This window comes from uncultured Pseudoflavonifractor sp. (assembly GCF_944387275.1).
In the GTDB taxonomy this organism is placed as follows: Bacteria; Bacillota; Clostridia; order Oscillospirales; family Oscillospiraceae; genus Pseudoflavonifractor; species Pseudoflavonifractor intestinihominis.
The window spans coordinates 1-24,331 of the sequence record NZ_CALXEG010000026.1 but is presented as its reverse complement, the minus strand read 5'-3'; the positions used below and the strand labels follow the sequence as shown (position 1 = coordinate 24,331).

Below are 24,331 nucleotides of genomic sequence, written 5' to 3'. Positions count from 1 at the left end.
GCAGTGCTCATCAAGGCAAAGGTTGTGGACATGACCCTGCCGGAGTCGGGGCGGATCTTCGCTGTCAGCGACATTCACGGCGCGGGGGACCTGCTGAAGCGGGCCCTGGAGCAGGTGGCCTTCGGGCCGGAGGACACCCTCTTTGTGCTGGGGGACATCGTGGAGAAGCGGGCGGGGGGACTGGCCGCCCTGCGGTACGTCATGGACCTGAAGCGCCGGTACCGGGTGCATGTGATCTGCGGCAACTGCGACGACCTGGTGCCCGGGTTCCTGGACGGCCGGGGCGAGCTGGACCGGGAATTCTACGACCACTATTTCCGCTTCTTCAAGGACCGCAGCGTGCTGGTGGAGATGGGCATGTCCCTGGGTCTGACCCTGGAGGACTGCCTGGACCAGCCCAGACTCCGCGCCGCCATCGCTGAGCCCTTCCGGGCGGAGATGGACTTTATCCGCAGCCTGCCCACCGCCATCCGCACGCCGGAGTTCGTCTTTGTCCACGGCGGCGTGCCCTCCGCCCAGGGCATTGAGGACATGGAGGCCTGGCGGTGCATGAAAAACGACAATTTCCTGGGCCAGGACAACCGGCTGGACCGCTGGTGTGTGGTGGGACACTGGCCCACCACCCTGTACCGGCCCCATATCCCCTGCTTCAACCCCATTGTGGACAGGGAGAAGCGGGCCATCAGCATTGACGGCGGCACCTCCATCAAGGAGGACGGCCAGCTGAACCTGGTGGAGCTGGACCGAAAGGGCCTGGTGTCCTGGGTGGGGCTGGACCGGCTGCCCACCGCCGTGGCCCTGGACGCCCAGGCGGAGAGCGCCTGCTCGGTGAATATCCGCTGGGGCCGGGACAACCTGATCACCGTGCTGGAGCGGGGGGACGAGTTCTGCCGCTGCCGCCACCTGACCACCGGACGGGAGATTGACATCCTCACCGACTACATCTGGGAGAAGGACGGCCTCACCCGCTGCGAGGACTCCACCGACTACCGCCTGCCCGTCACGCCGGGGGACGTGGTGTCGGTGGTGCGGCGCACCTCCCGGGGGGCCCTGGTGAAGAAAAACGGCGTCACCGGCTGGTACACCGGCCGCCTGACCGAACCGGCCGGCGGCCTTTCCTCCTGATTTGTACAAAAAATCAGGAAAATGGGGAGAAAATCCCTTGACTTTGGCCCGTTGGGCTGATATACTATCTTAGCCGCTTTGAACAGGTCTCAAGTGAGCGTCCGCTCCGCCTGCAACAGCGAGCCCGTAATGAAGGAGTGAAACAGAATGCACGCTATTATCGAGACCGGCGGCAAGCAGTTCAAGGTGAGCGAGGGCGACACCCTCTTCATCGAGAAGCTGCCTGTGGAGTCCGGCGAGACCGTCACCTTTGACAAGGTCCTGGCCGTCATCGACGGCGACAAGATCACCGTGGGTACCCCCGTGGTGGAGGGCGCCAAGGTGGACGCCAGCGTCGTGAAGAACGGCAAGGGCAAGAAGGTCATCGTCTTCAAGTACAACCCCAAGAAGGGTTACAGCCGCAAGCAGGGTCACCGTCAGCCCTACACCAAGGTGACCATCGGCAAGATCTCCGTGTAATGATTACCGCATCATTCCGGATGAAGGGCGACCGCATCGAGGGCTTTACCGTAAAGGGCCACAGCGGCTTCGCCGACGAGGGGCATGATATCGTCTGCGCCGCCGTCACCAGCGCCATCCGCCTCACTGAGTGCGCCGTCAACGACGTGCTCGGGCTGGAGGCCAGCGTGAAGGTGAGAGAGCAGGACGCGGCCATCACCCTTCGGCTCCCCGGCGGACTGGGCGAGGAGAATGAGAGCACCTGTCAGACCCTTCTGACCGCCCTCATGGTCTACCTGGCCGAGCTCCACGGCGAGTATCCCGAAAACATTATGGTGATGGAGGAGGAGTAAGTCCTCTCCGTCCCAGGATTAATCTGCACACTGTATTGGAGGTGTACGACACATGCTGAAGATTGGCATTCAGTTCTTCGCCCACAAGAAGGGCGTCGGCTCCACCCGTAACGGCCGTGACTCCGAGTCCAAGCGCCTGGGCGTGAAGCGGGCCGACGGTCAGTTCGTTCTGGCCGGCAACATCCTGGTCCGTCAGCGCGGCACCCACATCCACCCCGGCGTCAACGTGGGCAAGGGCAGCGACGACACCCTGTTCGCCCTCAAGAGCGGCACCGTGAAGTTCGAGCGGCTGGGCAAGGACCGCAAGCAGGTCTCCATCGTGGAGATCGCCCAGTAACCGTTCCATATGGGTATACTAAGAGCCTCGGACGGGACCCCGTTCGGGGCTCTTTCTTTCTGAAAGGAGGTACCATATGCCGAATTTTATTGATACCGCCCGCATTACCGTCCGCTCGGGCAACGGCGGCAACGGCGCGGTGGCCTTCCACCGGGAGAAGTACGTGGCCGCAGGCGGACCCGACGGCGGCGACGGCGGCCGTGGCGGCGACGTGATCCTCAGAACCGACCGCCACCTGTCCACCCTGATGGACTTCCGCTACAAGCGCAAATACGTGGCCGAGAACGGCCAGGACGGCCAGGGCAAGCGGTGCACCGGCAAGGACGGCGCCGACCTGGTCATCAAGGTGCCGGTGGGCACTGTGGTAAAGGATGCAGAGACCGGAGAGATCATCTGCGACATGTCCGGAGACCAGCCCTTTGTGCTGGCCCGGGGCGGCAAGGGCGGCTGGGGCAACCAGCACTTCGCCACCCCCACCCGGCAGGTGCCCCGGTTCGCCAAGGCCGGCCTGCCCGGCGTCACCCGGGACGTGGTGCTGGAGCTGAAGCTGCTGGCCGACGTGGGCCTGGTGGGCTTCCCCAACGTGGGCAAATCCACCCTGCTCAGCGTGGTGAGCAAGGCCAACCCCAAGATCGCCAACTACCACTTCACTACCCTCTACCCCAACCTGGGCGTGGTGTACGTGGAGGAGGGCACCTCCTTCGTCATGGCCGACATCCCCGGCATCATCGAGGGCGCCAGCGAGGGCGCCGGCCTGGGCCACGACTTCCTGCGCCACATCGACCGCTGCCGCCTGCTCATCCACGTGGTGGACGTGTCCGGCTGCGAGGGCCGGGACCCGGTGGAGGACTTTGAGACCATCAACAGGGAGCTGGCCGAGTACAGCCCCCAGCTGGCCAGCCGGCCCATGATCGTGGCCGCCAACAAGATCGACATCGCCTCCGACCGCACCCTGGCGGACAAGCTGAAGGCCCACGTGGAGGCCAAGGGCCTGGACTTCTACGAGATCTCCGCCGCCGCCCAGAAGGGCGTCCGGGATCTGGTGTACGCCGCCGCCCGGGCGCTGGCCGACCTGCCCCCCATCACGGTGTACGAGCCCACCTATGTGGAGCGGCCGCCCCAGGTGGACATGTCCCAGCCCCTCACCATCACCCACGAGGACGATGTGTGGCTGGTGGAGGGCCCCTGGCTGGAGCGGCTCATGGCCAACGTCAACTTTGGGGACTACGAGTCCCGCAACTGGTTTGACAGGATGCTCCGGGAGTCCGGCCTGTTCCAGCGGCTGGAGGAGATGGGCATCGAGGACGGGGACACCGTGTCCATGTACGACCTGGAATTTGAATACCAGCGGTAAGGGCTGCGGCTCTGCCGCCCACCGGGGCGGGCTGTCCAGAGGGACGGCCCGCCTTTTGCACCCGCCGGAGGTATGCGCCCGGCATATTGCGCCCCGTCCGGCGGGACGGTACAATGGATGACAGCGGAGCGAAAAACGAAAAGCGGATAGGGCGGAGGCGCGCAGGGCTTTATACCCCGCGCGTCTCTGTTTTTCCACAAAAAAGAAATGAAAAGTGGAAAAAGGGATTGCAGCGGCGGGGGAGAGCTCATATAATTTTTTCCAGGGAAAAAGGAAAGAGAGGGTACGGCATGGAGATACGGCAGCTGAAATATTTTCTCTCGGCGGCAAAGCACCTGAGCTTCACCACCGCGGCGCAGGAGTGCTATATCGTGCAGTCGGCCATGAGCCAGCAGATCGCGGCCCTGGAAAAGGAGCTGGGCGTGACGCTGTTCGAGCGGGGCGGCAGAACCATGGCCCTGACGGCTGAGGGACGGGCCTTCCGGCAGGAGGCGGAGAAGATCCTCCGCCAGGTCACCGAGTCCACGGTGCTGGTGCAGACCATCTCCTCCGGCTACGGCCGCACCCTCCGGCTGGGATGCCACGGCAACCTGCTCCACCGGGAGCTGGTGTCCGGCCTGGCCAGGCTCCACCGGGAGAAGCCGGACCTGCGGGTGCTGGTGTTCCAGGACATGGCCGTGCGCCTGCTGGAGTCGCTGCGGGACAAGGAGCTGGACTGCGTCATCTCCACCTGGTCCCCTGAGCTGAAGCTGTCCCGCTGGCTGGAGTGGCAGGTGCTCCGGGAGGAGAGCGCCCGGCTCATGGTGCCGGCCGGGCACCCGCTGGCCGAAAAGGAATACGTGACCGTGGAGGAGATCGCCAGAGAACCCATGATCCTCCTCAACGGCAGGGACAAGCGGGAGCACCTGATCCGCTGGGCGGACAGCGGCAACCCGGTCCGGGTGTACTGCTACGCCGAGGACCCGGGCAGCGTGGAGGTCATGGTGGCCGCCGGCTTCGGCGTGTCCCTGTGCATGGAGAGCGCCTGCCGCCCCAGGGAGGGAGTGGCCTATGTGGACGTCCAGAGCACCCACCGGGAGAAGATTGCGCTGATCTGGAACCGGGGAGAAAAGGAGCAGGCAGTGGGGGAATTGCTGTCAGTTTTACAGATAGATCCATCAGAAATGATAATTTGAGTTTTGATAACAATCTCTGTATACTGAGTATGGTAAATTTTTAACACAATCGGCCGGGTGCACACGGCCGCTGTGGAAAGTACCAGCTCAGGAGGAGAGAACGATGAAAAAACACAGTATCCTTGCGTGCGTGCTGGCGGGCGCGCTGCTGCTGGGTGGCTGTACGGCTCAGCCCAGCACCACGACCCCCAGCGAGAGTCAGACCGCCGGGATCTACACCCCCGGCACCTATGAGGCCACTGCCAAGGGCTACGGCGGCGACGTGACCGTCACCATGACCTTTGACGCCAACAGCATCACCAACGTGGAGATCGTGGGTGACAGCGAGACCGCCGGCGTGGGCTCCAACGCGGTGGAGCAGATGCCCCAGCAGATCCTGGACGCCCAGAGCTCCGAGGTGGACGGCGTGTCCGGCGCCACCTTCACCAGCACTGCGGTGCGCACCGCCGCCGCCAACTGCATCGCCCAGGCCAAGGGCGAGGACAGCACCGCCGACGTGACCGCCAAGATGGCCCCCGGCACCTACGTGGGCCAGGGCACCGGCTTCCGGGTCAGCGAGCCCATCACCGTCAGCGTCACCGTCAGCGAGGATAAGATCGAGGACATCCAGGTGGACCAGGTCAACACCTCTGAGAAGCCCGCCATCCTCCAGTCCGTGGTGGATCTGATGCTGCCCCGTATGCTGGAGTACCAGTCTGTGGCCGTGGACGCCATCACCGGTGCCACCGCCAGCAGCAACGGCGTGAAGCAGGCCGTCACCGACGCCCTGACCCAGGCCCTGGAGGCCGGCGGCTCCGATGCCTCCGCCATCAGCGCCTTCCAGACCGTGCCCCCCAAGAGCGACGAGACCGTCACCCTGGACACCGACGTGCTGGTGGTGGGCATGGGCGGCTCCGGCGTGGCCGCCGCCCTGAGCGCCGCTGAGAACGGCGCCTCTGTCCTGGCCATCGACAAGGCCGGCAAGTACGGCGGCACCTCCGCCCTCACCAGCGGCCCCATGGCCATCAACGTGCCCAGCCAGGTGGCCTCCGAGATCGAGGACTGGCCCAACCCCGTGACCGGCCAGACCGAGACCAAGCCCGCCGGTCAGGACCTGATCGACGCCGAGGCCCTGTACCAGGACTGGCTCAACTACACCACCGTGGACGGCGTCCAGACCGCCAAGCCCGAGATGATCCGCATCATGATCGACGAGAGCGGCGAGAGCGTGGACTGGCTGAGCAAGTACGGCTTCTCCTTTGACCCCGCCATCGGCTTCGCCGGCAACACCTGGGCGGCCTTCACCCCCTACACCGGCGCCAAGTCCCTGACCGAGAGCTTCTACGCCTCCGCCATGAAGGACTTCACCGAGGACATGGGCGGCACCTACATGCTGGAGACCGAGGCCTATGACCTGATCTACGATGAGGACACCAACCAGGTCACCGGCGTGCTGGCCCGCAGCACCGCCGACGGCACCGAGTATGTCATCAACGCCAAGGCGGTCATCCTGGCCACCGGCGGCTTTGCCGGCAGCGCCGAGATGGAGGAGAAGTACCTCACCAACGACTACTACCCCCTGAAGGGCGCCTGGAAGCAGTTCGGCATGCACCAGAACGACGGCAAGATGATCCAGGCCGCCATTGACGACGGCGCCGGCACCTACAACATCAGCGTGCCCCCCATGGTCCATGTGGGCGGCGTGGACGGCTTCCTGTCCGGCTACGAGGCCGTGCCCATCGAGGGTGAGATCAGCAGCTCCACCGGCCGTCCCGCCGTGTGGTCCGTGGCCGACATCCCCCTGAACATGGCCATTTCCTCCAACACCCTGGCCGTGGGCGCCGACGGCAAGCGCTTCACCAGCGAGACCGCCCTGTCCATGTTCAACCCCTGGATCTCCGGCCCCCACTTCTACAGCATCTGGGGCGACGAGCAGATCCAGAACCTGATCGCCAACGGCTTTGACGAGGTGCCCTACGGCCCCTCCACCAACTACCTGGGCTACGGCAGCAGCATCCCCGCGGGTGTGCCCCTGCCCGAGACCGAGGAGATCCTCCAGGCCGCCATTGACGCCGGCTATGTGTACAAGGCCGACACCATCGCCGAGCTGGCCGAGAAGATGGGCTTTGATCCCGACGTGCTGGAGGCCACTGTGGAGCAGTACAACAGCTACTGCGCCAGCGGCGTGGACGAGGAGTTCGGCAAGGACGCCCAGTATCTGGACGCCGTGGAGGGCGGCCCCTACTACGGTATCGTGGGCTCCTCCTACTGCTACTCCACCTGCGGCGGCCTGGATATCAACACCAACTTCCAGGTCCTGAAGACCGACGGCGAGACCCCCATCGGCGGCCTGTACGCCGTGGGCACCGACTCCATGGGCGTCCTCTTCACCGAGGCCAAGGCCTATGTGACCTACGGCGGCGCGGCCCAGGGCTGGGCCTTCACCTCCGGCCGTCTGGCCGGCGCCGTGGTGGCCGAGGCTGTGGCCGCGGAGTAAACCGCAAATACGCGCAAATAGGTGCAAAAAGTCCGGACCTTTCACAGGTCCGGACTTTTTTATGCGTTTTTTCATGTCCGGGGCTTCGTCTCCTGATGCGGTCATTCCTGGGGCACCGGGATCTCGAACTCCTGCTGGCCCATGGAGCCGGGGGCGATCTCGTACTTGGCAAAGACCACCACCGGGTTGCCGGCCTCATTGATGTAGAAGGGCTGGTCGTCGGCAATGGACTGGAAGCCCTCAATGCCGTTGGTGCCGTCAAAGTACACGTTGTCCGGGTCCTGGCTCCGGCGGGCGATCTCCTCCGCGATGACCTGGTTGGCGATCTCCCTGTAGTCCGGGCCCAGCAGGTCCTGGAGGGTCAGGTCCTCGCCGGTGGCCAGGTCGATGTTGTAGCAGAAGAACTCGGTGTAGGCGCTGGCCTTGGTCTCGGTCTTGAGGATGACAAAGGACAGGTATTGGCTGTTCCGGCACTTGACCTCGTAGTCCACGTCAATAACCACCGGCATAAAGTCCGCCGGGTCGCCGCCGGTGGCCACAAAGGCCTCCTTGTCCTCCGCCGCCCGGGCCTGGGCCTCCTCCAGGACGGCGTCCATGCGGTCCTGGATCTCCATGTTGACCCGCTCTTCCAGGTCGGCGTTGCCCGTGTCCTCCACGGCGGGCAGGCGCACGTCGATGAGCCGCTCCTCGTCGGCGATGGAGTACTCGGTGACGGTCACCACCCGGGCCAGGTCCCCCAGCACGGGCACCTGATATACCGCGCTGGCAAAGGCGGGGCTGGCGTTGACCAGCAGCACAAAGCTGGCGCAGCAGGCGGCCAGGGAGGCCAGGGTTCTGCCCTGCCAGCGGCGGCGGCGGCGCCGCCGATCTCCCTCCCGCAGGGCGGAGGCCACCACAAAATCCAGCTCCGGGGGAATCTCCACCGACTGATAGCGGTCCTTTGCCGCCTGGAATTTCTCATTCATCGCGCAAATCCTCCCCTGTCATGTCCCGCAGCTTCCTGAGCGCCTTGTACAGCCGGGATTTTACCGTGTTCAGGTTGGCGCCGGTGGCTCGGGCAATCTCCTCCAGCTTCATGTCCTCGAAGAACCGCAGCTTGATGACCGCCTGCTCTTTCGGGTCCAGCCGGTCGATGGCGTCGTACAGGTCCAGCCGCTCCTCCGGGGCCCGCCCGGCGGGGGCGCTCTGCTGCTCCACCTCGTCCAGAGGCAGGAGACGGCTGGACCGGCGGAAGTGGTTCATGCTCTCGTTGAGCAGAATCCGGTAGAACCAGGTCCTGAGGTAGGCCGGCTCCCGCAGGGTGTCCGCCTTGGCCAGGGCCTTGACGATGCTCTCCTGGACCACATCCAGCGCCGCGTCCCGATTTTTGACATAGCTGAAAGCCAGGCGGTAAAAATCCTCCTGGTGCGAGACGATATAGTCGGCGAGCAGTCGGCGGATGTCCGGGTCCCGTGACTTCAAGGCGGAAAAATCGCTCCTTTGCGCACAGCCCCCGCATCCCGTCTCTCTGTTCATTAGACGGGATGCGGGGATGAAAAGTTTTCGGAAAATATAGTTTTAAGGAAAAGACTTACTTCAGACCCTCCACAGCGGTCTTGACGGCGTCGGCGTCGTTGGCCACGGCCAGCAGCACGCTGGTGCCACGCTGCTCCAGCACGGCGTTCTCCAGCTTGGGCACCTCGGCGGGGGCGTAGTCCTTATAGGTGGCGGCCATGTCCTCCAGGTAGGTCTTGAACATGTCCACGGCGGCCTGGGCGGAGGCCTCGTCCTTCCACACCGTCACCGACACCTGCTCGGCAAAGCCGGAGGCGGAGTAGGCCTTGGAGGCGGTGAGGGTGGAGTCGTCCAGCCCGTAGCCGGAGAAGTCATAGAGCATGGCGGCGTCCAGCTCGGTCAGCTCCACGGAGAAGGCGCCGGAATCCAGCACCGCCTGGGTGGCGGTCTCCGGGTCAAAGGCAGTGGTTCCGCTCTCGGCGGGAGAGGAACAGGCGCCCAGCAGCAGGCAAACCGCTGCCGCCAGGATCATCAGCTTGCTGAGAGAATGTTTCATCGCAATTAGGCTCCTTCCTCGGCGACTGCCGTCTGACCCGCCCAGTAGAGCTCAGGGTCCACGGTGTGGATTTTCAGGTAGTCGTACCATTTTATGTAGTAGTCCTTGGTAAAGTGGACGCCGTCGGTGGTGCCCTCTCTGGGGAGAATACCGCTCTCGTCCACCAGGGCGGCGTTGACGTCCACCAGCACCGCGTGCTTTTCCGTGGCGATATTCTCGATAATGCCATTATACACCGCGATCTGCTCGTTTGTCACGTAGTAGGGCTGGTTATTGGCCTTACATTTTTCCGGATTCACCGACACCAGGTTCTGCAGGTAGATGACCGCGTTGGGCTGGATGGCCCGGACCTGGTCCACCATGTCGGCGTAGGCCTTGGCAAAGCCGTTGTCGTTGAAGTAGCCCAGTTCGTTGACGCCCAGCATGATGTATACCTTGCCGTACTGCTTCAGGGCCAGGGCCTCCAGCATGGTGTACTTCTGGCCGTCAATGCGGATGCACTCCTTGGTGCCGATCTCGAAGACGGTGACGCCGGTGTGCTGGATGAAGTCGGCGCCGGGGATGCCGCCGTACAGCCGCAGGCCGTCAGTGCGGGAGTCCCCCAGGAACACCGCGTCGTCAAACCAGCTGTCGTCCACCGGGTCGGTCTCGGGGGCGGGCTTGGTGAAGTCGTAGGACCCGGACAGGGCGGAGCCTTCGGAGGGGGCGGCGGGAATGGTGGGGGGCACGATGGCGATGTCGCTCTCCTCCGGCGTGGGCTGGGAGGTGGAGACGGAGGGGGCCGTCTCAGATGGGACGGGAATGGTCTCGGAGGGGGTGGGCTGGATCTTCTGGGTGGGGGCGGGGGAGACGGTGTCCGAGGGAGCGGGGGTCTGAGACTGCGGGGGCACGCCCCCCTGGGCCTCGGGCTTTGGGCCCAGGAAGACCACAAGGAGGACAAGGGCCACGAAAACCGCAGCCACCGTGAGCAGGATCACGGGGGCCGAGGGGCCGCTCCGGCGGCGGGGACGGCGGGGGGTAGGGGAGGGGGCGGGTGTACGGTACTGGGAAGACATATGAAGAGCTCCTCTGTTTTCTTTCTCTGTTATGGAGGGGGCGGTCAGGCGCCGCCCAGGATCAGGCCGGAGACCTGGTCAAAGGTGCGGGCCTCAAAGGTGGGGACGATGTCCGGCCTGCCGGGCAGGCCGCGGGGGTTGTACCAGATGGAGTCCAGACCGGCGTTGACGGCCCCCAGGATGTCGGCGGTCAGGCTGTCCCCCACCACCACGATCCGGGCGGAGGCGGGCAGGGACATGGCGGACAGCACCGCGTCGAAGAACTGGCGCTGGGGCTTCTGATACCCCACCTCCTCCGAGATGAAGAGCCAGGGAATCAGCTCCTTCAGGGGGGAGCGGTCGAACCGGCCCCGCTGGGCGGAGGCCACGCCGTTGGTGACGATGGCCAGGGTGCAGCTGGGGGCCAGGCGGCGGCACAGGTCCTCCGCGCCGGGCAGCAGACACCCCGCCTCGGCCAGCCGGGAGAGGTAAAAGGTGTTCATCTCCGCCGGGTCGTGATGTCCCCCCAGGGCCCGCTGAAGGGCGGCGAACCGCTCCACCACCAGCCACTCCCGCTTCACCTCGCCCCGGTCGAACCGGGCCCACAGGTCCCGGTTCACGGCCAGATAGCAGCTCCGGGACTGGTCGTCCACCGGGTAGCCGTACTCCGCCAGGGTCAGGTCCAGGGCCTGGGCCTCGGCGGCGTCAAAGTCAAAGAGGGTGTTGTCCGCGTCGAAGAGCACCGCGTCGTATGTCTGTCTCATGCCCTTACGCCTCCTTCCGCTTCTTGTGGCGGCGATAGAAATAGCTGTGGATGAGCCGTACCAGGGAGGACACCAGCAGCACGCCCACCGCCAGGGACCCGGCCAGGCCCAGGGTGTGGAACAGCACGTCCAGGAACAGGTCGGTCTCGCCGTTGATGGCGTGCTCCATGGCGTAGTAGATGCCGCCGCCGGGCACCAGGGGGAAGAAGGCCACCAGCAGGTAGGCGGTCACCGGGCACTTGCGGATGCGGGCCATGACCTCCGAGTAGGCGGAGATGAACACCGCCGCGGCAAAGGACTGGAGCAGGTCGCTGTGGAACATGGGGGCGGTGACCAGGTAGACCAGCCAGCCCAGGCCGCCGCCCACGGCGCAGATCAGGATGCCCAGGCCGTGGATATTGAACAGGACGGAGAAGCCGATGCAGGCCACAAAGGCGCACAGGCAGGGCAGCAGATAGGTCTGAAACAGTTCCATCACACCGCACCTCCCCACAGCAGCCGGGCCAGCCACAGGGACACGCCGGTGCCCAGGGCGATGGCCATGCCGATGAGCAGGGCCTCGGCGGTCTTGGAGATACCGGCCACCATATCCCCGGCCATAATGTCCCGCATGGCGTTGGTGAACAGCACGCCGGGCACCAGGATCATCAGCGCGCCGATGGTGATGAAGTCCACGTTCTGACCAAAGCCCACCACCCGCAGGCCCAGGGCCAGCAGGCCGGAGACAGTGCCCCCGGCCACGGTCTTGAAGAACAAGTTGGTGCCCAGGTGGGACAGGAAGGTGAGGCACAGCCCGATGGCCAGTCCGCACAGCCCGCCGCACAGGGCGTCCCGCCAGGTGCCGCCGAAAAAGGGCACAAAGGCCGCCGCGCCCACAAAGTAGGCCACCAGCTGGACAGGGAAGGAGTAGGACTGCCGGGAGGAGAGCAGGTCGGCCATCCGCTTCTCGGCCTGGTCTATGGGCGGCGTCTCGGCGCACAGGTGGCGGCACAGGTCGTTGCACCGCTCCAGCTGGTAGATGTCGGTGCCGTGGCTGGGCATGCGCCGCACCCGGGTGAGCACCTGGCCCTCGGGGGTCACCAGGCTGGCGATGATGCAGTTGGGGATGGCGAACACCTCGCCGGTGGTGAGGCCGTAGGCCTGGAGCAGGCGCTGGATGGACTCCTCCACCCGGTAGATCTCCGCGCCGCTCTCCAGCAGGCGGTAGCCCATTTCCATGGACAGATTCAAAAGACGATCGTAATCCAAAGAGAGTCCCTCATTCATATTCAAATGCTTGCGGACGCTCCGGAAAGGAGATACAGACATTGGACGGGAAACCGGGGAAAAAAGTTGTCCGGAGCGGCGAAAAAATTTTTACTGGGCGGTGTGGGCGGGGGCGGAGCCGCCGTGCATGGCCTGGTGCTCCCGGGAGAGCTCCTGGCACAGCTGGGCAAAGGTCCAGCCCACGTTGGTGGGGGTGAGCATGGCCTTGTGGGCGATGGTGGGCACGCCCGCCCGCTTCAGAGCGGAGAGCAGGGCGTCCAGCCGCTGGCGGGTGAAGCCGGAGAGCACCAGGGCGGGCTCCGCCGGGGCGTCGGGCACGGCCGCGCCCTCCTCCCGGGGGGCAAAGCCCTTCAGACCAAAGAGATGGCCCACCGTCTCCCCCACCTGCTCCGGGGACACGGGGTGGACCCGGACACCCCGGACGGCAAAGGCCTTCCGGGCGGCGGCGAAGAGGACGGGGTCGGGGCAGTACCAGAGGACAGATTCCTGATTGGGCATGAGAAAACCTCCTGAATATCCGGATTCCGGACGAAAATGTGAAAAATAAGGGGAAAAACCGGCGTCAGCGCCGGTTGCGGCGGTCGTTCTGTTTTAGACTGTAGAAGCGGCGCTTGGCCTGGTACATCAGCCGGCCGGCCTCGTCCAGCTGCTCCTTGGGGCAGCAGTTTTGCCCCCGCCAGCACAGACCCACCGAGCAGCTGATGCCCTGCTCCGCCATGCCGGCCTGGACCGCCTCCACGGCGGAGCAGCTCGTCGCCGGCGCTGTGGCCCAGATGGTCGTTGGCCTCCTTCAGGCCGTTCAGGTCAAAGCAGGCCACCCCCAGGCGGGAAAAGGCCGCCCGGCTGTCCGCCACCTGGCTGAACTTGTTCCGGTTGTACACCCCGGTGAGGGCGTCCTCAAAGCTCATCCGCCGGAGGGCGGCCGTCTGAGCTGCAATCTGCTTTTTCTGGGCCTCGATCTGCTCCTGGAGGTACTGGTAGGACTGCCGGGCCATCTTGACCGGGAAGCCCACGTCGTCCTCCACCATCTCCTCGTAGGGGTTGGAGATGTGGATGTGGCAGCAGCGCAGCCCCCGGTCCGTCCGGCGGAACACAGTGGTGATGCGCTGGTGCACCCGCAGGCTGATGCCGGTGGAGGGGTCGGTGGCGATCCACATCCGGCCGGCGCACAGCCAGGCGTCCGCCCCCAGGGGCAGGGTGCTGTAGGTCTCACCGGAGACGTTGCACCTGGGCACCTGGCCGGCAAACCGGCGGAAGATCTCCGCCACGGTGTCCAGCCCCGCCGCGTACTCGTTTTCCGCCGTGCCCAGCCACACAATGTCCCGGTCCATCAGCGCGATGATGGCCTCCACATCGTTTTTGCAGTAGTGCTTGTGCACCATCAGGCTGGTGAGGGCCTCCGCCTCCTGCCCGCCGGATGGGGCAACGGGTCGTGTCAACGCCATCGCGCTCCTCTCAAATCGTTATGGGAAAGAAAATATTATGCCTCTCCCCGGATCAGCTCATAGGCCCGGTCCATGGCGTTCTCCGAGGGACAGAGCACATCGGGCGTGATGGGCTCCCCGGCCTTCTCCTGGTCAATGCGGCACCACTTTTTGTAGGAGACATTGAAGCGCAGTCTGGAGTTGGGCAGCAGGAACCGGAGAAGGTCGCCGTAGCTGTCGGGCAGATTGCCGCAGGGTTCCCCCACCAGGGTGCCCAGGTCATTGTCCGCCACCAGCATGGCAAAGTCCATGCCCGAGCTGAACGTATTCAGGTCGGTCAGCACATAGAGAGAGCCGTCAAAGGTGGGCTCCGCCCGGTCGTTGACATACACCTGGTCCCTGTACCACTTCAGATACCAGCCGTACCGCACCGCGCAGTCCCAGGCGCGGTACTGGTCCACGTCCAGATAGCGGAGAAATTCGTTGGCCACCAGGGAATTGCCGCCGGTGTTGCCCCGCAGGTCCACAATCACGTTCTCAATGCCGAAGGAGTCCACCCGCCGGAAGAAGGTGGCCACCGTGGAGCAATACTCCTCATCGTAGACGCAGGAGGTCAGGGTAAAGACGGCCACGTTGTTCCGGGCATCCATGATGTAGTCGGGCTTCGGGTAGCCGCCCGAGCCCTCCAGCGGGGCAAAGTCGAAATGGATGGTCTGCACCCCGGTTTCGGTCTGGAAGGTCATGTCCACCCCGTTGGAGGTGTCCACGCCGCAGGTGCGCAGCACAGGCTCATAGTTGATGCCGTAGGTCCAGAAATTGTGCTCAACGTATTCATCCAGCTCAAAGGAGGAGATGGCCTTGTAGGCCGCCAGGACCTCCTCACTGGGCACGCCGTTGATGGTCAGAGGGAGGCCTAACTGGGCAATGGTGACGCCGGTGTCAATATAGTAATAGGGCGCATCAGGGTCGGGCCGCCAGGACACGGTGGTGTGCGCGTCCCGCAGGGAGGCGGCCACCCCGGCCGCCAGACGGTAAAACTCCAGCACGGAGATCTCATCCCCGATGGAGGAGCGGGCCTGCTGATAGGCCTCCTCTGCCACTGCGTCTTTTCCCGAGCCGTCCAGCCAGGCCGGATGGCGCTCCCGCAGGCAGGTCATCAGGTAGTCCAGGTCCTCCCGGGCCTGATCTCCGGTCAGAACGTCCTCCAGAGTAAGGGAGGGCTCGTCGGACTGCACCGTCCCCCGGTATGGGTCGATATACAGCGGGGAACAGACCCACAGCAGGGCCGCTGCCGCCAGAACAAGGACCAGCACAACAAAAACGGCGATGATAACGCGCCGTTTTCCCTTTTTTCGTGCAGATTCACGTGCCATCATGAGACCCCCTATGTTTGTTGTGCGTTATTTAAATATTCCTGTATATGTTTTTGGCAAGTGAAATGATTGAGGATTTTAAATCTTCTTTTTTGTCTGCGGCCTTTTTTGCGGCCTCCAGATAGGCGTCAGGGTTAGCCTGGCGCAGCAGATTTACAGCATCCCATTTTTCGTTCGAGCGGTTTAAGTAATGCTCTCTTGCAGCCCGATAGCTCGGCAGTTCCATCGCCTCGGCAATCAGAGATTTAAGCTGCTCGTCCGGCAGATGCCCTATGCCTTGGCAAATATAGCAAAATGTCCAGCCTGCCAGTTCAGAAAAAAGAATATTCTCTAATGTTGAGCGCGGATATTCCGGATGTTTTTCAATAAAGCTCAGTTGGTAATGTTTTATTATGTTAATATCTTGCAGCGTGCGGAGCGAAAAGCGGTTTGTTCCGCCGCTTCCCTGACGATATACATACAGTGTATCAGGAATAAAGGAAAAACTTCTGCATGTTTCTAACAGATACATGTTCATAACCTGATCATCGCCCCAAAAAAGGCGTTCTGCTTGATTAGCAGGGGGAAGGTTGTTCAAAAGACAATGATGATAAACCTTGTTAAAGACGATAACTTTTAAATTGGCTTCATCCAAAAAACTGCACAAAAGTTTTGGATATTCCTGCTTCATAAAGGCATCTCGGTCTAAATGAATGTCTGCCCGAACAGTCCTTTGAGCTTTCCGCAGATGATTGTACTTCTTAGAGTATCCAAACTGCATTGCATCGCAGGGATGAGACTGGAGCTTTTTATAGATAATTGAAAAAGCCCGACTGGAGGCATAGTAATCGTCTGCATCACAGAACATTACATAGGTTCCCTGAGCGCGCTGGGCACCATAGAGCCTGGTCTGATAGGAACCGCCGTTTGTTTTTTTCAAATAACGAATCCGACGGTCTCGGGCAGCATACCGAGCGCATATGTCTGCTGTGCCATCAGTAGAGCCATCATCCACAAGCAAAAGCTCGTAGTCCTGAAAAGTTTGCGATAAGATAGAGAGAATGGTTTGGTCTAGATAGGCCTGAGCGTTATACATCGGAACAATGACGGACAGCCATGGTGTGGAGATACCTGTATCGGAGCATATTAGCTTATTCATATACCTGCCTCCTATATTTAATGCGAAATATAATTCCAGTTTCTGCACATATATAGTTAAAATATTATATAGCCGGGTTCTGAATATAACTCTACCTACTTCTGAACGTCAAAAGCGACACTGTCTCGATGTGCTCTGTGTGGGGGAACATGTCCACCCCCTGGATGGACTCCACCTTCCAGCCCCGCCGGACCAGATAGTCCAGGTCCCGGCGCTGGGTCTCCGGGTTGCAGGAGATGTACACCGCCCGAGGGGGGGACACCCGGCACAGGGCGTCCAGAAACACGGGGGTGCTGCCCGCCCGGGGCGGGTCCAGGAACACCACGTCCAGCCTCTCCCCGCGGGCGGCCATGCCGTCCAGGAAGGCGGCGGCATCCCCACAGCGGAAACGGGCGTTGGGGATGTGGTTGGCCCTGGCATTGTCCACGGCGCAGGCGGCGGCGCTCCGGTTGAGCTCCACGCCCACCACGCTGCCCGCGTGGGCGGCGGCGGACAGACCGATGGTGCCCACGCCGCAGTAGGCGTCCAGTACCCGCTCCTTCCCCGTGAGCTTGGCGGCGGAGATGGCGGCGGAGTAGAGAACCTCGGTCTGCACCGGGTTGATCTGATAGAAGCTGGAGGGGGAGATGCGGAACTTCACGCCGCAGAGCACGTCTTCAATGTACCCACGGCCGTAGAGGATCTTCTCCCGGTCCCCCAGCACGGCGCTGCCCGGCCTGGGGTTGACGTTCTGGGCCAGGGTGGCCACGGCGGGGCACAGCTCCTTCACCCGGGCGGCAAAGGCCCTGGCCCCCGGCAGCACCGGCGACGCGGTCACCAGCACGGCCAGCACCTCTCCGGTGGTCAGGCTGTGGCGGCAGAGCACATGGCGGATCAGGCCGGTGCGGCGGTTCTCGTCAAAGGGCTGGTACCGGAACTCCCGGGCGGCCTGCCGCACGGCGGCCACCGCCTGGTCCAGCTCCTCCCGGTGGAGGAGGCACTGCTCCACCGGCACCACACGGTGGGTGCCCTGGGCGTAGATGCCGCTGACCAGGGCCTTGCCCGGCCCCCAGGCAAAGGAGGAGATGACCTTGTTGCGGTAGTGCCAGGGGCGCTCCATGCCCAGAATGGGGGCCACCGGGCCAAATTCTCCCAGCAGCTCCTCCAGCCGCGCCTGCTTCCGCCTCAACTGCTCATCGTAGGGCAGGGAGAGCATGGGGCAGCCGCCGCAGCCCCGCTTCTCCAGGGAACAGTGCCCCGCCCCTCCGTTGATCCCTTCCATCTGTGCGCCCATGTCCACACTCCTGCCAAACAGCCCGGAAAACATCCGCCTCCCGGGCAAAATTCAAAGCTGATACGTCTCAAAGTATAGCAGATATCCAACCCCAATGCCACAATAGTTTCCCCGAATTTTTCCCCTTTTTGCCGTGGGTTTTTACGAAAAGCCGTGTATGATAAGATAGAAGAAAAGACCGCCGGAGAGGGGAGGGAAGGCCGTGGGGGAGAAGGAGCTCATCCAGCGCATCCGGGACCGGGAGGAGCAGGGGGCGGAGGACCTGCTGCGCCACTACGGACCCCTGATGCGGTACATCATCGAGCCCATTCTGGCCAGCCCTCAGGACCGGGAGGAGTGCCTGTCCGAGGCGGCCATGCGGGTGTGGGACGGCATCGGTGGGTACGACCCGGACCGGGGCAGCTGGACCGCCTGGCTCACCGCCGTCACCCGCAACACCGCCCTCAACCGCCTGCGGAAGAGCTGCCGGGGGACGGAGGCCCTCTCCGAGCACACGCCCGCGCCGGAGCCGCCCCCGGAGGAGGCCCTGCTGGAGCGGGAGCGGCGGGAGGAACTGCGGCAGGCCATCGCCCGGCTGCCCGAGAAGGACCTGCGGCTCTTTTACCGGAAGTACTACTATATGCAGTCCACGGAGCAGATCGCCGCCGAGCTGGGCCTGACGCCCAGGGCGGTGGAGGGGCGGCTGTACCGCATCAGGGAGCGGCTGAGAAAGCAGCTGGGAGGTGACGGCCATGGACGGACCTGAGCGGCGGAAGAAGTTTGATGAGCTCCTCCGGGACAGCCTGCCCGAGCTGCCCCCCGAGGACGTGGTCAGGCAGGTCTCCCCCTGGCGGCGGAGCATGTACCTGGCGCTGGCCGGTCTGGCCCTGGAGAACATCACCATCAACGCCAGCGGCCTGAACTATATCCTGCCCGCTGTGGGCGCCTTTCTGCTGGTGCTGGGCCTGCGGCCCATGCGCCGGGAGAACCGGCAGCTGGCCGCCTGCTGGTGGACGGTTGTGGTCCGGGGGCTGCTGGTGCTGGTCCTGATCATTCAGGGCGCCACCATCCTCCGCTGGCCCGACGGCGTGGACAAAGGCGTCACGGTGCTGAGCTACGGCCTGCAGATGCTCCAGATCTTCTGGCTGTGGCGGGGCCTGCGGGCGGTGCGGCAGCGGGCCGGGCTGGAGCCCGGCGCGCGAGCGGGCGGCGCTCTGCTGGTGTGGAACATCCTCGTTATTCTGCTGGGCCTTGTGGGCTGGCAGGGGGGACTCATCCTGGGCCTGGTGCTGGTGGCCGCCTACGGCATGATTCTCCACAGCCTGTTCCGCCTGTCCAGGGAGATGGAGGAGGCGGGGTATGCGCTCCGTCCGGCGGCGGTCCGGCTGTCCGACCGGGCGCTGGCTGTGATCACAGGGGCGGTTGTGGCCGCCGGTCTGGCGGCGGGCTGGCTGTGGGGCGGGCAGCTGCCCATGGACTGGACGCCCCTGGCGGAGACAGCCGCGGCAGAGGCGGAGGACATCCGGCAGGAACTGGCCGGCCTGGGCTTTCCGGAGACCGTGCTGGCCGACCTGAGCGAAGAGGACCTGGAGGAGTGCCGGGGCGCGCTGGCGGTGGTGTGGGACCAGGACGACTACCCCGTCAACCAGGGGCGGGAGATTGTCACCCAGGAGGGGGACACCACCGTTTACAGTACGGTCTACGACGTAAAGGAGCTGCGGATCACCGGCGTGGCGGTAAAGCTGCCCGGCGAGCGGGAGCGGTGGAAGGTGTTCCACCACTTCTGGTGGGTGGCCGACCCGGGCTGGTGGGGCACCGAGGCCATACAGCTCTGGCCCGCCTGGAATCTTGAGATGGGCTGGAGCCGGGACGGGGCGGTCACCGGACGGCTCCTGTGCGAGCGGGACGGCCGGACCTGGACCGCGCCCTATGCCTTCCTGGGGCCTGTGACCTACACCTCCAATGACTTTTTCTCCGGCACACAGGACCAGACGGACATCTTCGCCTCCTTCTCCCTGCCCAGGGACGGGGAGAACGCCCGGGGCTATGTGACCTACGTGACGGCGGAGAATCTGGACGGGTGCCTCCTGAACTCCTGGATGAACTATGTCCACCAGACCTCCTGGCGGCAGTACCCGGTGCTCACCGCCCTGGAGATACACCTGAAAAGCGGCTGGCGCGTAAACGGGGCCTTCCGCACTGTCCAGTTTCAGATTCTGTTCTCGCCCAGCGACGGACAGACCGGATTTCTGGGGAAAGAATAGCCGACAGAAGGAAAAAACGCCGCCGGTCCGGCATTTGCCGGACCGGCGGCGTTCTGCGCAGCGGCTCCGTCCATATTGGGGATGCCCGTCCTGATCATTTTGGGGCGGGGGAGAGGTTGCATCTTTTTTGAAAGGTAAAAAAGAGAAAAAAGGCGTATCCTGTCTCTCACAAGCTGGGGGATTGCCCGGCGGCAGCGGACAGATGCGGGGAGGGGGATGCGCATGTACAGTCGGACCACATTTCTGGCGGCCTCCGGGCTGGGGGTGGGGCTCACGGTGGGCGCCCGGCCGGACAGCCGGGGGCTGGAGCGGATGGGGATCTGCTCTGGGTACATACAGCGGAACGCGAACCTGGGGACCCTGCGGAAGTTCCCCGGCGCCCTTCGGCAGACCCGCCGCCAGGTTATCCCGGCGGCCCATAGCGACCGGACGGCGGCCTGACGGGACAAGACGGCAGGGCGGTATATTACCGGCCAAAAGGCCGGCGGATATACCGCCTTTTCCTGCCGGCATGGAATCCGCCTTTCAGAAAAAAGAAGAGAGAAATTACAAGGGACGAACTTCCAGAAATATAATTGACAGGAAAAAATGGAGGGTGATATAATAAGCAAAAGCTTCGAAACGCTAAGAAAATCCGGCATTTATGTGCCGCTCATGGGACCTGCTGCGGCGGTACAATCCAAACATCTGATAATGCCGCGTATTGCGGCGAAATGGGAGAGATTGTGTGAGTGAAAGAAGAACAAAACGAGGAATTCTGGCCCTCCTGCTGTGTCTGTGCCTGAGCATGGGGCTGCTGCCCGTGGGAGCGCTGGCCGCTTCCACCGCCACGGTGAAGATCGATCTGACGGTGGACTACTCCGCCGCCTACCAGGAGCTGGAGATGCTCAACGAGGTGCGGCGGGAAAACGGCCTGGGCGACCTGGTCATGGACAAGAACATGATGGAGATGGCCCTGCTCCGGGCCGCGGAGAGCGCGGTCTACCTGAGCCATACCCGACCCAACGGCCAGCGCTTTGATACCGCCCGGCCGGCGGGCAGCCCCTATGAGGGGAGCGGCATGGGTGAGAACCTGCTCTTTGGCGGCGGAAGCATAGGCCCCTCCAAGGCCACCGAGGAGTGGTACAACTCCGAGGGCCACAGGGCCAACATGCTGGGCGACTATCAGTCCGTGGGCATCGCCTGTGTCCGGGACGTGCGGGGCAACACCTACTGGGTGCAGAACTTCACCACCGCCGCCGCCACGCCGGAGTCCACCCCGTCCTCCGGTACGGAGCGCTACTTCTTCTCCGTGGAAGTGGCGGAGGCCTACATGAACGTCCAGGTGATCCAGACCCCCCAGTCCATGGAGACCGGGGAAAAGGCCCTGGTGTACGTCACCAACGGCGAAGCCCCCGTGGTGCCCACCATCATTGAGACCAGCGACGAGTCCGTGGTCTCCCTGAGCATGGAGAACGGCGGCGTGTGCATCTCCGCTGTGGGGGCGGGCACCGCCGCCCTGACCCTGGGCTTCGGCGGACACAGCACCACCGTGACTGTGACCGTGAAGCAGGCCGTCCTGCTGGAGGGGATCAGCCTGGTGAAGCCTGCGGACGGCTTCAACGTGAAGGTGGGGGACACCATCTACACCATGGTCAGCTTCCAGCCCAACGGCGCGCCTGAGTGCGCCATCGAGTGGCAGGTGGACGACCCCTCCATCGCCTCCGTGAAGGCCACCGCCGCCGACAAGACCGCCGTCTCCATCACCGGCCTGAAGGCGGGCACCACCACTCTGAAGGCTACCACCGCCCAGCCCGTCAACGGCCAGTACCTTACCACCTCGGTGACCCTGACGGTGTATGCCAGGGGGAGCGGCGCCGCGGCCACCGGCGTCTCCGTCACCGCCAAGGAGCTGGATATGGTGCCCGGCCAGCAGCTGCGGGTGCGCAGCTATGTGCTGCCCAGCACCGCCGACCAGCAGGTGGTGTGGTCCAGCCGCGACCCGGAGGTGGCCACCGTGGACCAGAACGGCGTCATCACCGCCATTGCCAACGGCGGCGCCGTCATCACCGTCTCCACCCCAGACGGGGCCTTCACCAACCGGATCAATGTGCGGGTGGTGGACAGCTACACCGGCAAGCCCATCTTCTTCACCGACGTGAAGGAGGGGGACTACTGCTATGACGCGGTGACCTGGGCCTACTGCCAGAACATGGCGGAGAGCGAGGACACCACCTTCTTCGGCGCGGCCACGCCCTGTACCCGGCTGGAGCTGGTGCTCTACCTGTGGCAGCTGATGGGCGGCCCGGAGCCGGAGGACATCTACGGCCCCTACTTCACCGACCTGCCCGCCCACCTGGACCGGCGCACCGAGCTGTGGGCCATCCAGTGGGCGGTGGAGAACGGCATCACCACCGGCACCTCCGCCACCACCTTCAGCCCCGACATGACGGTGACCCGCTCTCAGGCGGTGACCTTCCTCTACCGTCTGGCGGGCTCTCCCAGCGTGGGCGGCAGCGCCGGGTTCACCGACGTGCCCGCCGGAGACTGGTTTGCCGACGCCGCCGTGTGGGCGGTCAAGACCGGCCTGACCAACGGCACCGGGAACAACACCTTCACCCCCAACCGGGAGTGCTCCCGGGGCGAGATCCTCACCTTCCTGTACCGCAAGTTCGGCTGAACAGCCTGAAACAGAACACGTCCCCCGGGAGACAGCGCTCCCGGGGGACGTGTTTTTTACAGCGGGGGACGCAGGGCCATGACGTACACCTGGCAGGGGTTGTGCGCGTCCCACAGGGTGGGGAACACCTCAAACTCCTGAAAGCCCAGGCTGAGATAGAACTTGTTGGTGCGGTCGTAGATCTCATACCGGCCCATCTGCACGGTCTTGACCTGGAGGAAGGCGTAGCCGTGGTCCTCCGCATATTCCCTGGCCCGGTCAAAGAGGGCCCGGCCCAGGCCCCGCCGGTGGAAGGCGGGCATGATCCCCATCACCGCCAGCTCCGCAGTGGCCTTTCCCGTCTCCTTCAGGCAGAGGAAGCCCACCGGCTCCCCGTCCGCATAGCAGGCGAAAAAGGGCTGGTCCACGCTCTCCCGGATGTACTCCTCCCGGGACTCCTCAATGCCGAACCACTTCGGCAGGGATTCCAGTACCCTGCGGGCGATGCGCGCTTTCTCCTGCTTGTCCTGAACCAGTGCTACCATCTGCCCACCTCCTGAGGTTTTACTCATTATAATACTGGGCCTGGGCGTGCCACAAGGCGGAATAGGTGCCGCCCTCCTGGGCAACCAGGGCGTCGTGGGTGCCCTGCTGGACGATCTGCCCGCCCTCAAACACGGCGATCTCGTCGCAGAACTTGCAGGAGGACAGCCGGTGGCTGATGTAGACGGCGGTCCTGTCCTCCACAATGTCGTTGAGTCTGGAATAAATCTCTGCCTCGGCGATGGGGTCCAGAGCGGCGGTGGGCTCGTCCAGAATGAGGAAGGGGGCGTCCTTGTACAGCGCCCGGGCGATGGCGATCTTCTGGGCCTCGCCGCCGGAGATGTCCACGCCGTCCTCGTTCAGGTCCTTGTAGAGCCAGGTGTCCAGCCCCTTGGGCATGGCGGAGAGCCGCTCGCCGAACCCGGCGTCCTTCAGGCACTTCTCCGCCCGGGTCCGGTCATATTCCGCCGCGCCTGCCACGTTCTCGCCCAAAGGCAGGGCCAGCAGCTTGAAGTCCTGAAAGACCACGGAGAAGATGCGCATATAGTCGTCGTACCGGTACTTGCGGATGTCAATGCCGTTGAGCAGGATCTCCCCCTCGGTGGGGTCGTATAGGCGGCAGAGCAGCTTGATGAAGGTGGTCTTGCCGCTGCCGTTCCGGCCCACCACAGCCAGACGGCTGCCCACCCGGAACTTAATGTTGACGTGGCGCAGGGCCCACTGGTCGGTGTCCGGGTAGCGGAAGGACACGTCCCGGAACTCCACCTCGTATTTCCGGTCGGAGCGCTTCTCGGTGGTCAGGCTGCCCTGGTACATCCGGTTGGGAAGGTCCAGATACTCAAAATTGAGCTGCAGGAATTCTCCGTTGGCCCGGATTTGGCCCATGGTCTGCAGCAGGACGGACAGGCCCTGGAACAGCTGGGTGATGGCCCCCACATACTGGGTGATGTAGCCCACGCCGAAGGCCCCCGCCCAAGCCTTCAGGCACACAAAGGCGTACACCAGAGCGGTGAGCACCACGGTCACGCACTGGGACAGGGCGTTGAGCAGCCCCATGGGGCCCCGGGCGATGCGGCTGATGCGGGAGTCGGGGGCCAAGTTGTCGTTCTGGTCCAGATAGGGCTCGCAGATGTTCTCGTGCTGCTTGTAGATGCGCACGTCCGCAGCCCGGTTCCTGTCCATACCCACCATAGGGTAAAAGCTCAGAATGCGGTTGGCCAGGCGGACCGTTGCGGCGTAGTCGGTCCAGTAGCGGTTGGCCCGGTTGGCGCACAGGGGAGAGACCACGGCGGCCAGCAGCATCAGGCCCAGGATGGCAACAGCAGAG

The 24,331-nt window shown here is 63.9% G+C and carries 25 protein-coding genes; 11 read left to right on the top strand and 14 right to left on the bottom strand.

The genetic code is table 11. From position 1 onward, the window contains the following. The first annotated feature begins 3 nt into the window (after positions 1–3). From Q0K23_RS07955 to Q0K23_RS07925, 7 genes are all read left to right on the top strand, one after another. A complete protein-coding gene (locus tag Q0K23_RS07955; protein ID WP_294520373.1) occupies positions 4–1,125 on the top strand; it encodes a metallophosphoesterase in 1,122 nt (373 codons plus the stop codon). 147 nt (positions 1,126–1,272) lie between these two features. Then, positions 1,273–1,584: a 50S ribosomal protein L21 gene (gene rplU, locus Q0K23_RS07950; protein WP_294520369.1), complete on the top strand. Its 312-nt coding sequence runs from the start codon at positions 1,273–1,275 to the stop codon at positions 1,582–1,584. Then, positions 1,584–1,916, top strand: a complete 333-nt coding sequence (locus Q0K23_RS07945; RefSeq protein WP_294520366.1) for a ribosomal-processing cysteine protease Prp — start codon at positions 1,584–1,586, stop codon at positions 1,914–1,916. The genes rplU and Q0K23_RS07945 overlap by 1 nt, the downstream gene beginning before the upstream one ends. A 52-nt stretch (positions 1,917–1,968) precedes the next feature. Beyond that, complete coding sequence (gene rpmA / locus Q0K23_RS07940) at positions 1,969–2,253, top strand: 50S ribosomal protein L27 (RefSeq protein ID WP_294520363.1); 285 nt, start codon at positions 1,969–1,971, stop codon at positions 2,251–2,253. Between the two features lie 76 nt (positions 2,254–2,329). Then, a complete protein-coding gene (gene obgE, locus Q0K23_RS07935; protein WP_294520361.1) occupies positions 2,330–3,607 on the top strand; it encodes a GTPase ObgE in 1,278 nt (425 codons plus the stop codon). Positions 3,608–3,897: 290 nt separating this feature from the next. Then, positions 3,898–4,782, top strand: coding sequence for a LysR family transcriptional regulator (locus Q0K23_RS07930; RefSeq protein WP_294520358.1), 885 nt, complete (start codon positions 3,898–3,900; stop codon positions 4,780–4,782). 103 nt (positions 4,783–4,885) lie between these two features. Then, positions 4,886–7,258, top strand: a complete 2,373-nt coding sequence (locus tag Q0K23_RS07925) for an FAD-dependent oxidoreductase (RefSeq protein WP_294520355.1) — start codon at positions 4,886–4,888, stop codon at positions 7,256–7,258. Between the two features lie 101 nt (positions 7,259–7,359). On the opposite strand, the gene Q0K23_RS07920 is transcribed toward Q0K23_RS07925, so the two are convergent. From Q0K23_RS07920 to rlmD, 12 genes are all read right to left on the bottom strand, one after another. Then, entirely contained in the window at positions 7,360–8,223 is an 864-nt protein-coding gene (locus tag Q0K23_RS07920; protein ID WP_294520351.1) for a DUF3298 and DUF4163 domain-containing protein, read from the bottom strand. Next, positions 8,216–8,719: a sigma-70 family RNA polymerase sigma factor gene (locus tag Q0K23_RS07915; protein ID WP_294520348.1), complete on the bottom strand. Its 504-nt coding sequence runs from the start codon at positions 8,717–8,719 to the stop codon at positions 8,216–8,218. The genes Q0K23_RS07920 and Q0K23_RS07915 overlap by 8 nt, the downstream gene beginning before the upstream one ends. A gap of 109 nt (positions 8,720–8,828) precedes the next feature. After that, positions 8,829–9,308, bottom strand: coding sequence for a DUF4358 domain-containing protein (locus tag Q0K23_RS07910; RefSeq protein WP_294520344.1), 480 nt, complete (start codon positions 9,306–9,308; stop codon positions 8,829–8,831). A gap of 5 nt (positions 9,309–9,313) precedes the next feature. Next, positions 9,314–10,363, bottom strand: coding sequence for a GDSL-type esterase/lipase family protein (locus Q0K23_RS07905; RefSeq protein ID WP_294520340.1), 1,050 nt, complete (start codon positions 10,361–10,363; stop codon positions 9,314–9,316). A gap of 44 nt (positions 10,364–10,407) precedes the next feature. After that, positions 10,408–11,106 carry a YjjG family noncanonical pyrimidine nucleotidase gene (locus Q0K23_RS07900; RefSeq protein WP_294520337.1) on the bottom strand — a complete coding sequence of 233 codons (699 nt, stop codon included), beginning with the start codon at positions 11,104–11,106 and terminating at the stop codon, positions 10,408–10,410. Positions 11,107–11,110: 4 nt separating this feature from the next. After that, positions 11,111–11,581 (bottom strand): threonine/serine exporter family protein, encoded by a 471-nt coding sequence (locus Q0K23_RS07895; protein WP_294520334.1) that lies wholly within the window; start codon positions 11,579–11,581, stop codon positions 11,111–11,113. After that, on the bottom strand, positions 11,581–12,354 hold the full coding sequence (locus Q0K23_RS07890) for a threonine/serine exporter family protein (protein WP_294520331.1): 774 nt from the start codon (positions 12,352–12,354) through the stop codon (positions 11,581–11,583). The genes Q0K23_RS07895 and Q0K23_RS07890 overlap by 1 nt, the downstream gene beginning before the upstream one ends. 108 nt (positions 12,355–12,462) lie before the next feature. After that, positions 12,463–12,744: a DUF3783 domain-containing protein gene (locus Q0K23_RS07885; protein WP_294520328.1), complete on the bottom strand. Its 282-nt coding sequence runs from the start codon at positions 12,742–12,744 to the stop codon at positions 12,463–12,465. After that, positions 12,723–13,811, bottom strand: coding sequence for a nuclear transport factor 2 family protein (locus Q0K23_RS07880; protein ID WP_294520325.1), 1,089 nt, complete (start codon positions 13,809–13,811; stop codon positions 12,723–12,725). Before Q0K23_RS07880 ends, Q0K23_RS07885 begins: the two co-directional genes overlap by 22 nt. A gap of 41 nt (positions 13,812–13,852) precedes the next feature. After that, a complete protein-coding gene (locus Q0K23_RS07875; RefSeq protein WP_294520322.1) occupies positions 13,853–15,169 on the bottom strand; it encodes a S41 family peptidase in 1,317 nt (438 codons plus the stop codon). Positions 15,170–15,200: 31 nt separating this feature from the next. Then, entirely contained in the window at positions 15,201–16,307 is a 1,107-nt protein-coding gene (locus tag Q0K23_RS07870) for a glycosyltransferase family A protein (RefSeq protein ID WP_294520319.1), read from the bottom strand. Between the two features lie 91 nt (positions 16,308–16,398). After that, entirely contained in the window at positions 16,399–17,580 is a 1,182-nt protein-coding gene (rlmD, locus tag Q0K23_RS07865; protein ID WP_294520316.1) for a 23S rRNA (uracil(1939)-C(5))-methyltransferase RlmD, read from the bottom strand. Between the two features lie 202 nt (positions 17,581–17,782). Between rlmD and Q0K23_RS07860 the strand changes: the two genes are divergently transcribed. The 4 genes from Q0K23_RS07860 (at position 17,783) to Q0K23_RS07845 (ending at position 22,482) form a co-directional block, all read left to right on the top strand. Further along, entirely contained in the window at positions 17,783–18,325 is a 543-nt protein-coding gene (locus Q0K23_RS07860; RefSeq protein WP_294520312.1) for an RNA polymerase sigma factor, read from the top strand. Then, a complete protein-coding gene (locus Q0K23_RS07855; RefSeq protein WP_294520308.1) occupies positions 18,312–19,823 on the top strand; it encodes a hypothetical protein in 1,512 nt (503 codons plus the stop codon). Before Q0K23_RS07860 ends, Q0K23_RS07855 begins: the two co-directional genes overlap by 14 nt. A 222-nt stretch (positions 19,824–20,045) precedes the next feature. Then, positions 20,046–20,264, top strand: coding sequence for a hypothetical protein (locus Q0K23_RS07850; protein WP_294520305.1), 219 nt, complete (start codon positions 20,046–20,048; stop codon positions 20,262–20,264). Positions 20,265–20,550: 286 nt separating this feature from the next. Continuing rightward, positions 20,551–22,482, top strand: a complete 1,932-nt coding sequence (locus Q0K23_RS07845) for an S-layer homology domain-containing protein (RefSeq protein WP_294520301.1) — start codon at positions 20,551–20,553, stop codon at positions 22,480–22,482. A 56-nt stretch (positions 22,483–22,538) separates the two neighbouring features. Here Q0K23_RS07845 and Q0K23_RS07840 read toward each other — a convergent pair whose 3' ends face one another. Together Q0K23_RS07840 and Q0K23_RS07835 are read right to left on the bottom strand one after the other, a co-directional pair. Then, positions 22,539–23,006, bottom strand: coding sequence for a GNAT family N-acetyltransferase (locus tag Q0K23_RS07840; RefSeq protein WP_294520298.1), 468 nt, complete (start codon positions 23,004–23,006; stop codon positions 22,539–22,541). Between the two features lie 19 nt (positions 23,007–23,025). After that, positions 23,026–24,331, bottom strand: a 1,306-nt coding sequence (locus Q0K23_RS07835; protein ID WP_294520295.1) for an ABC transporter ATP-binding protein, incomplete at its 5' end; no start/stop codon positions are given.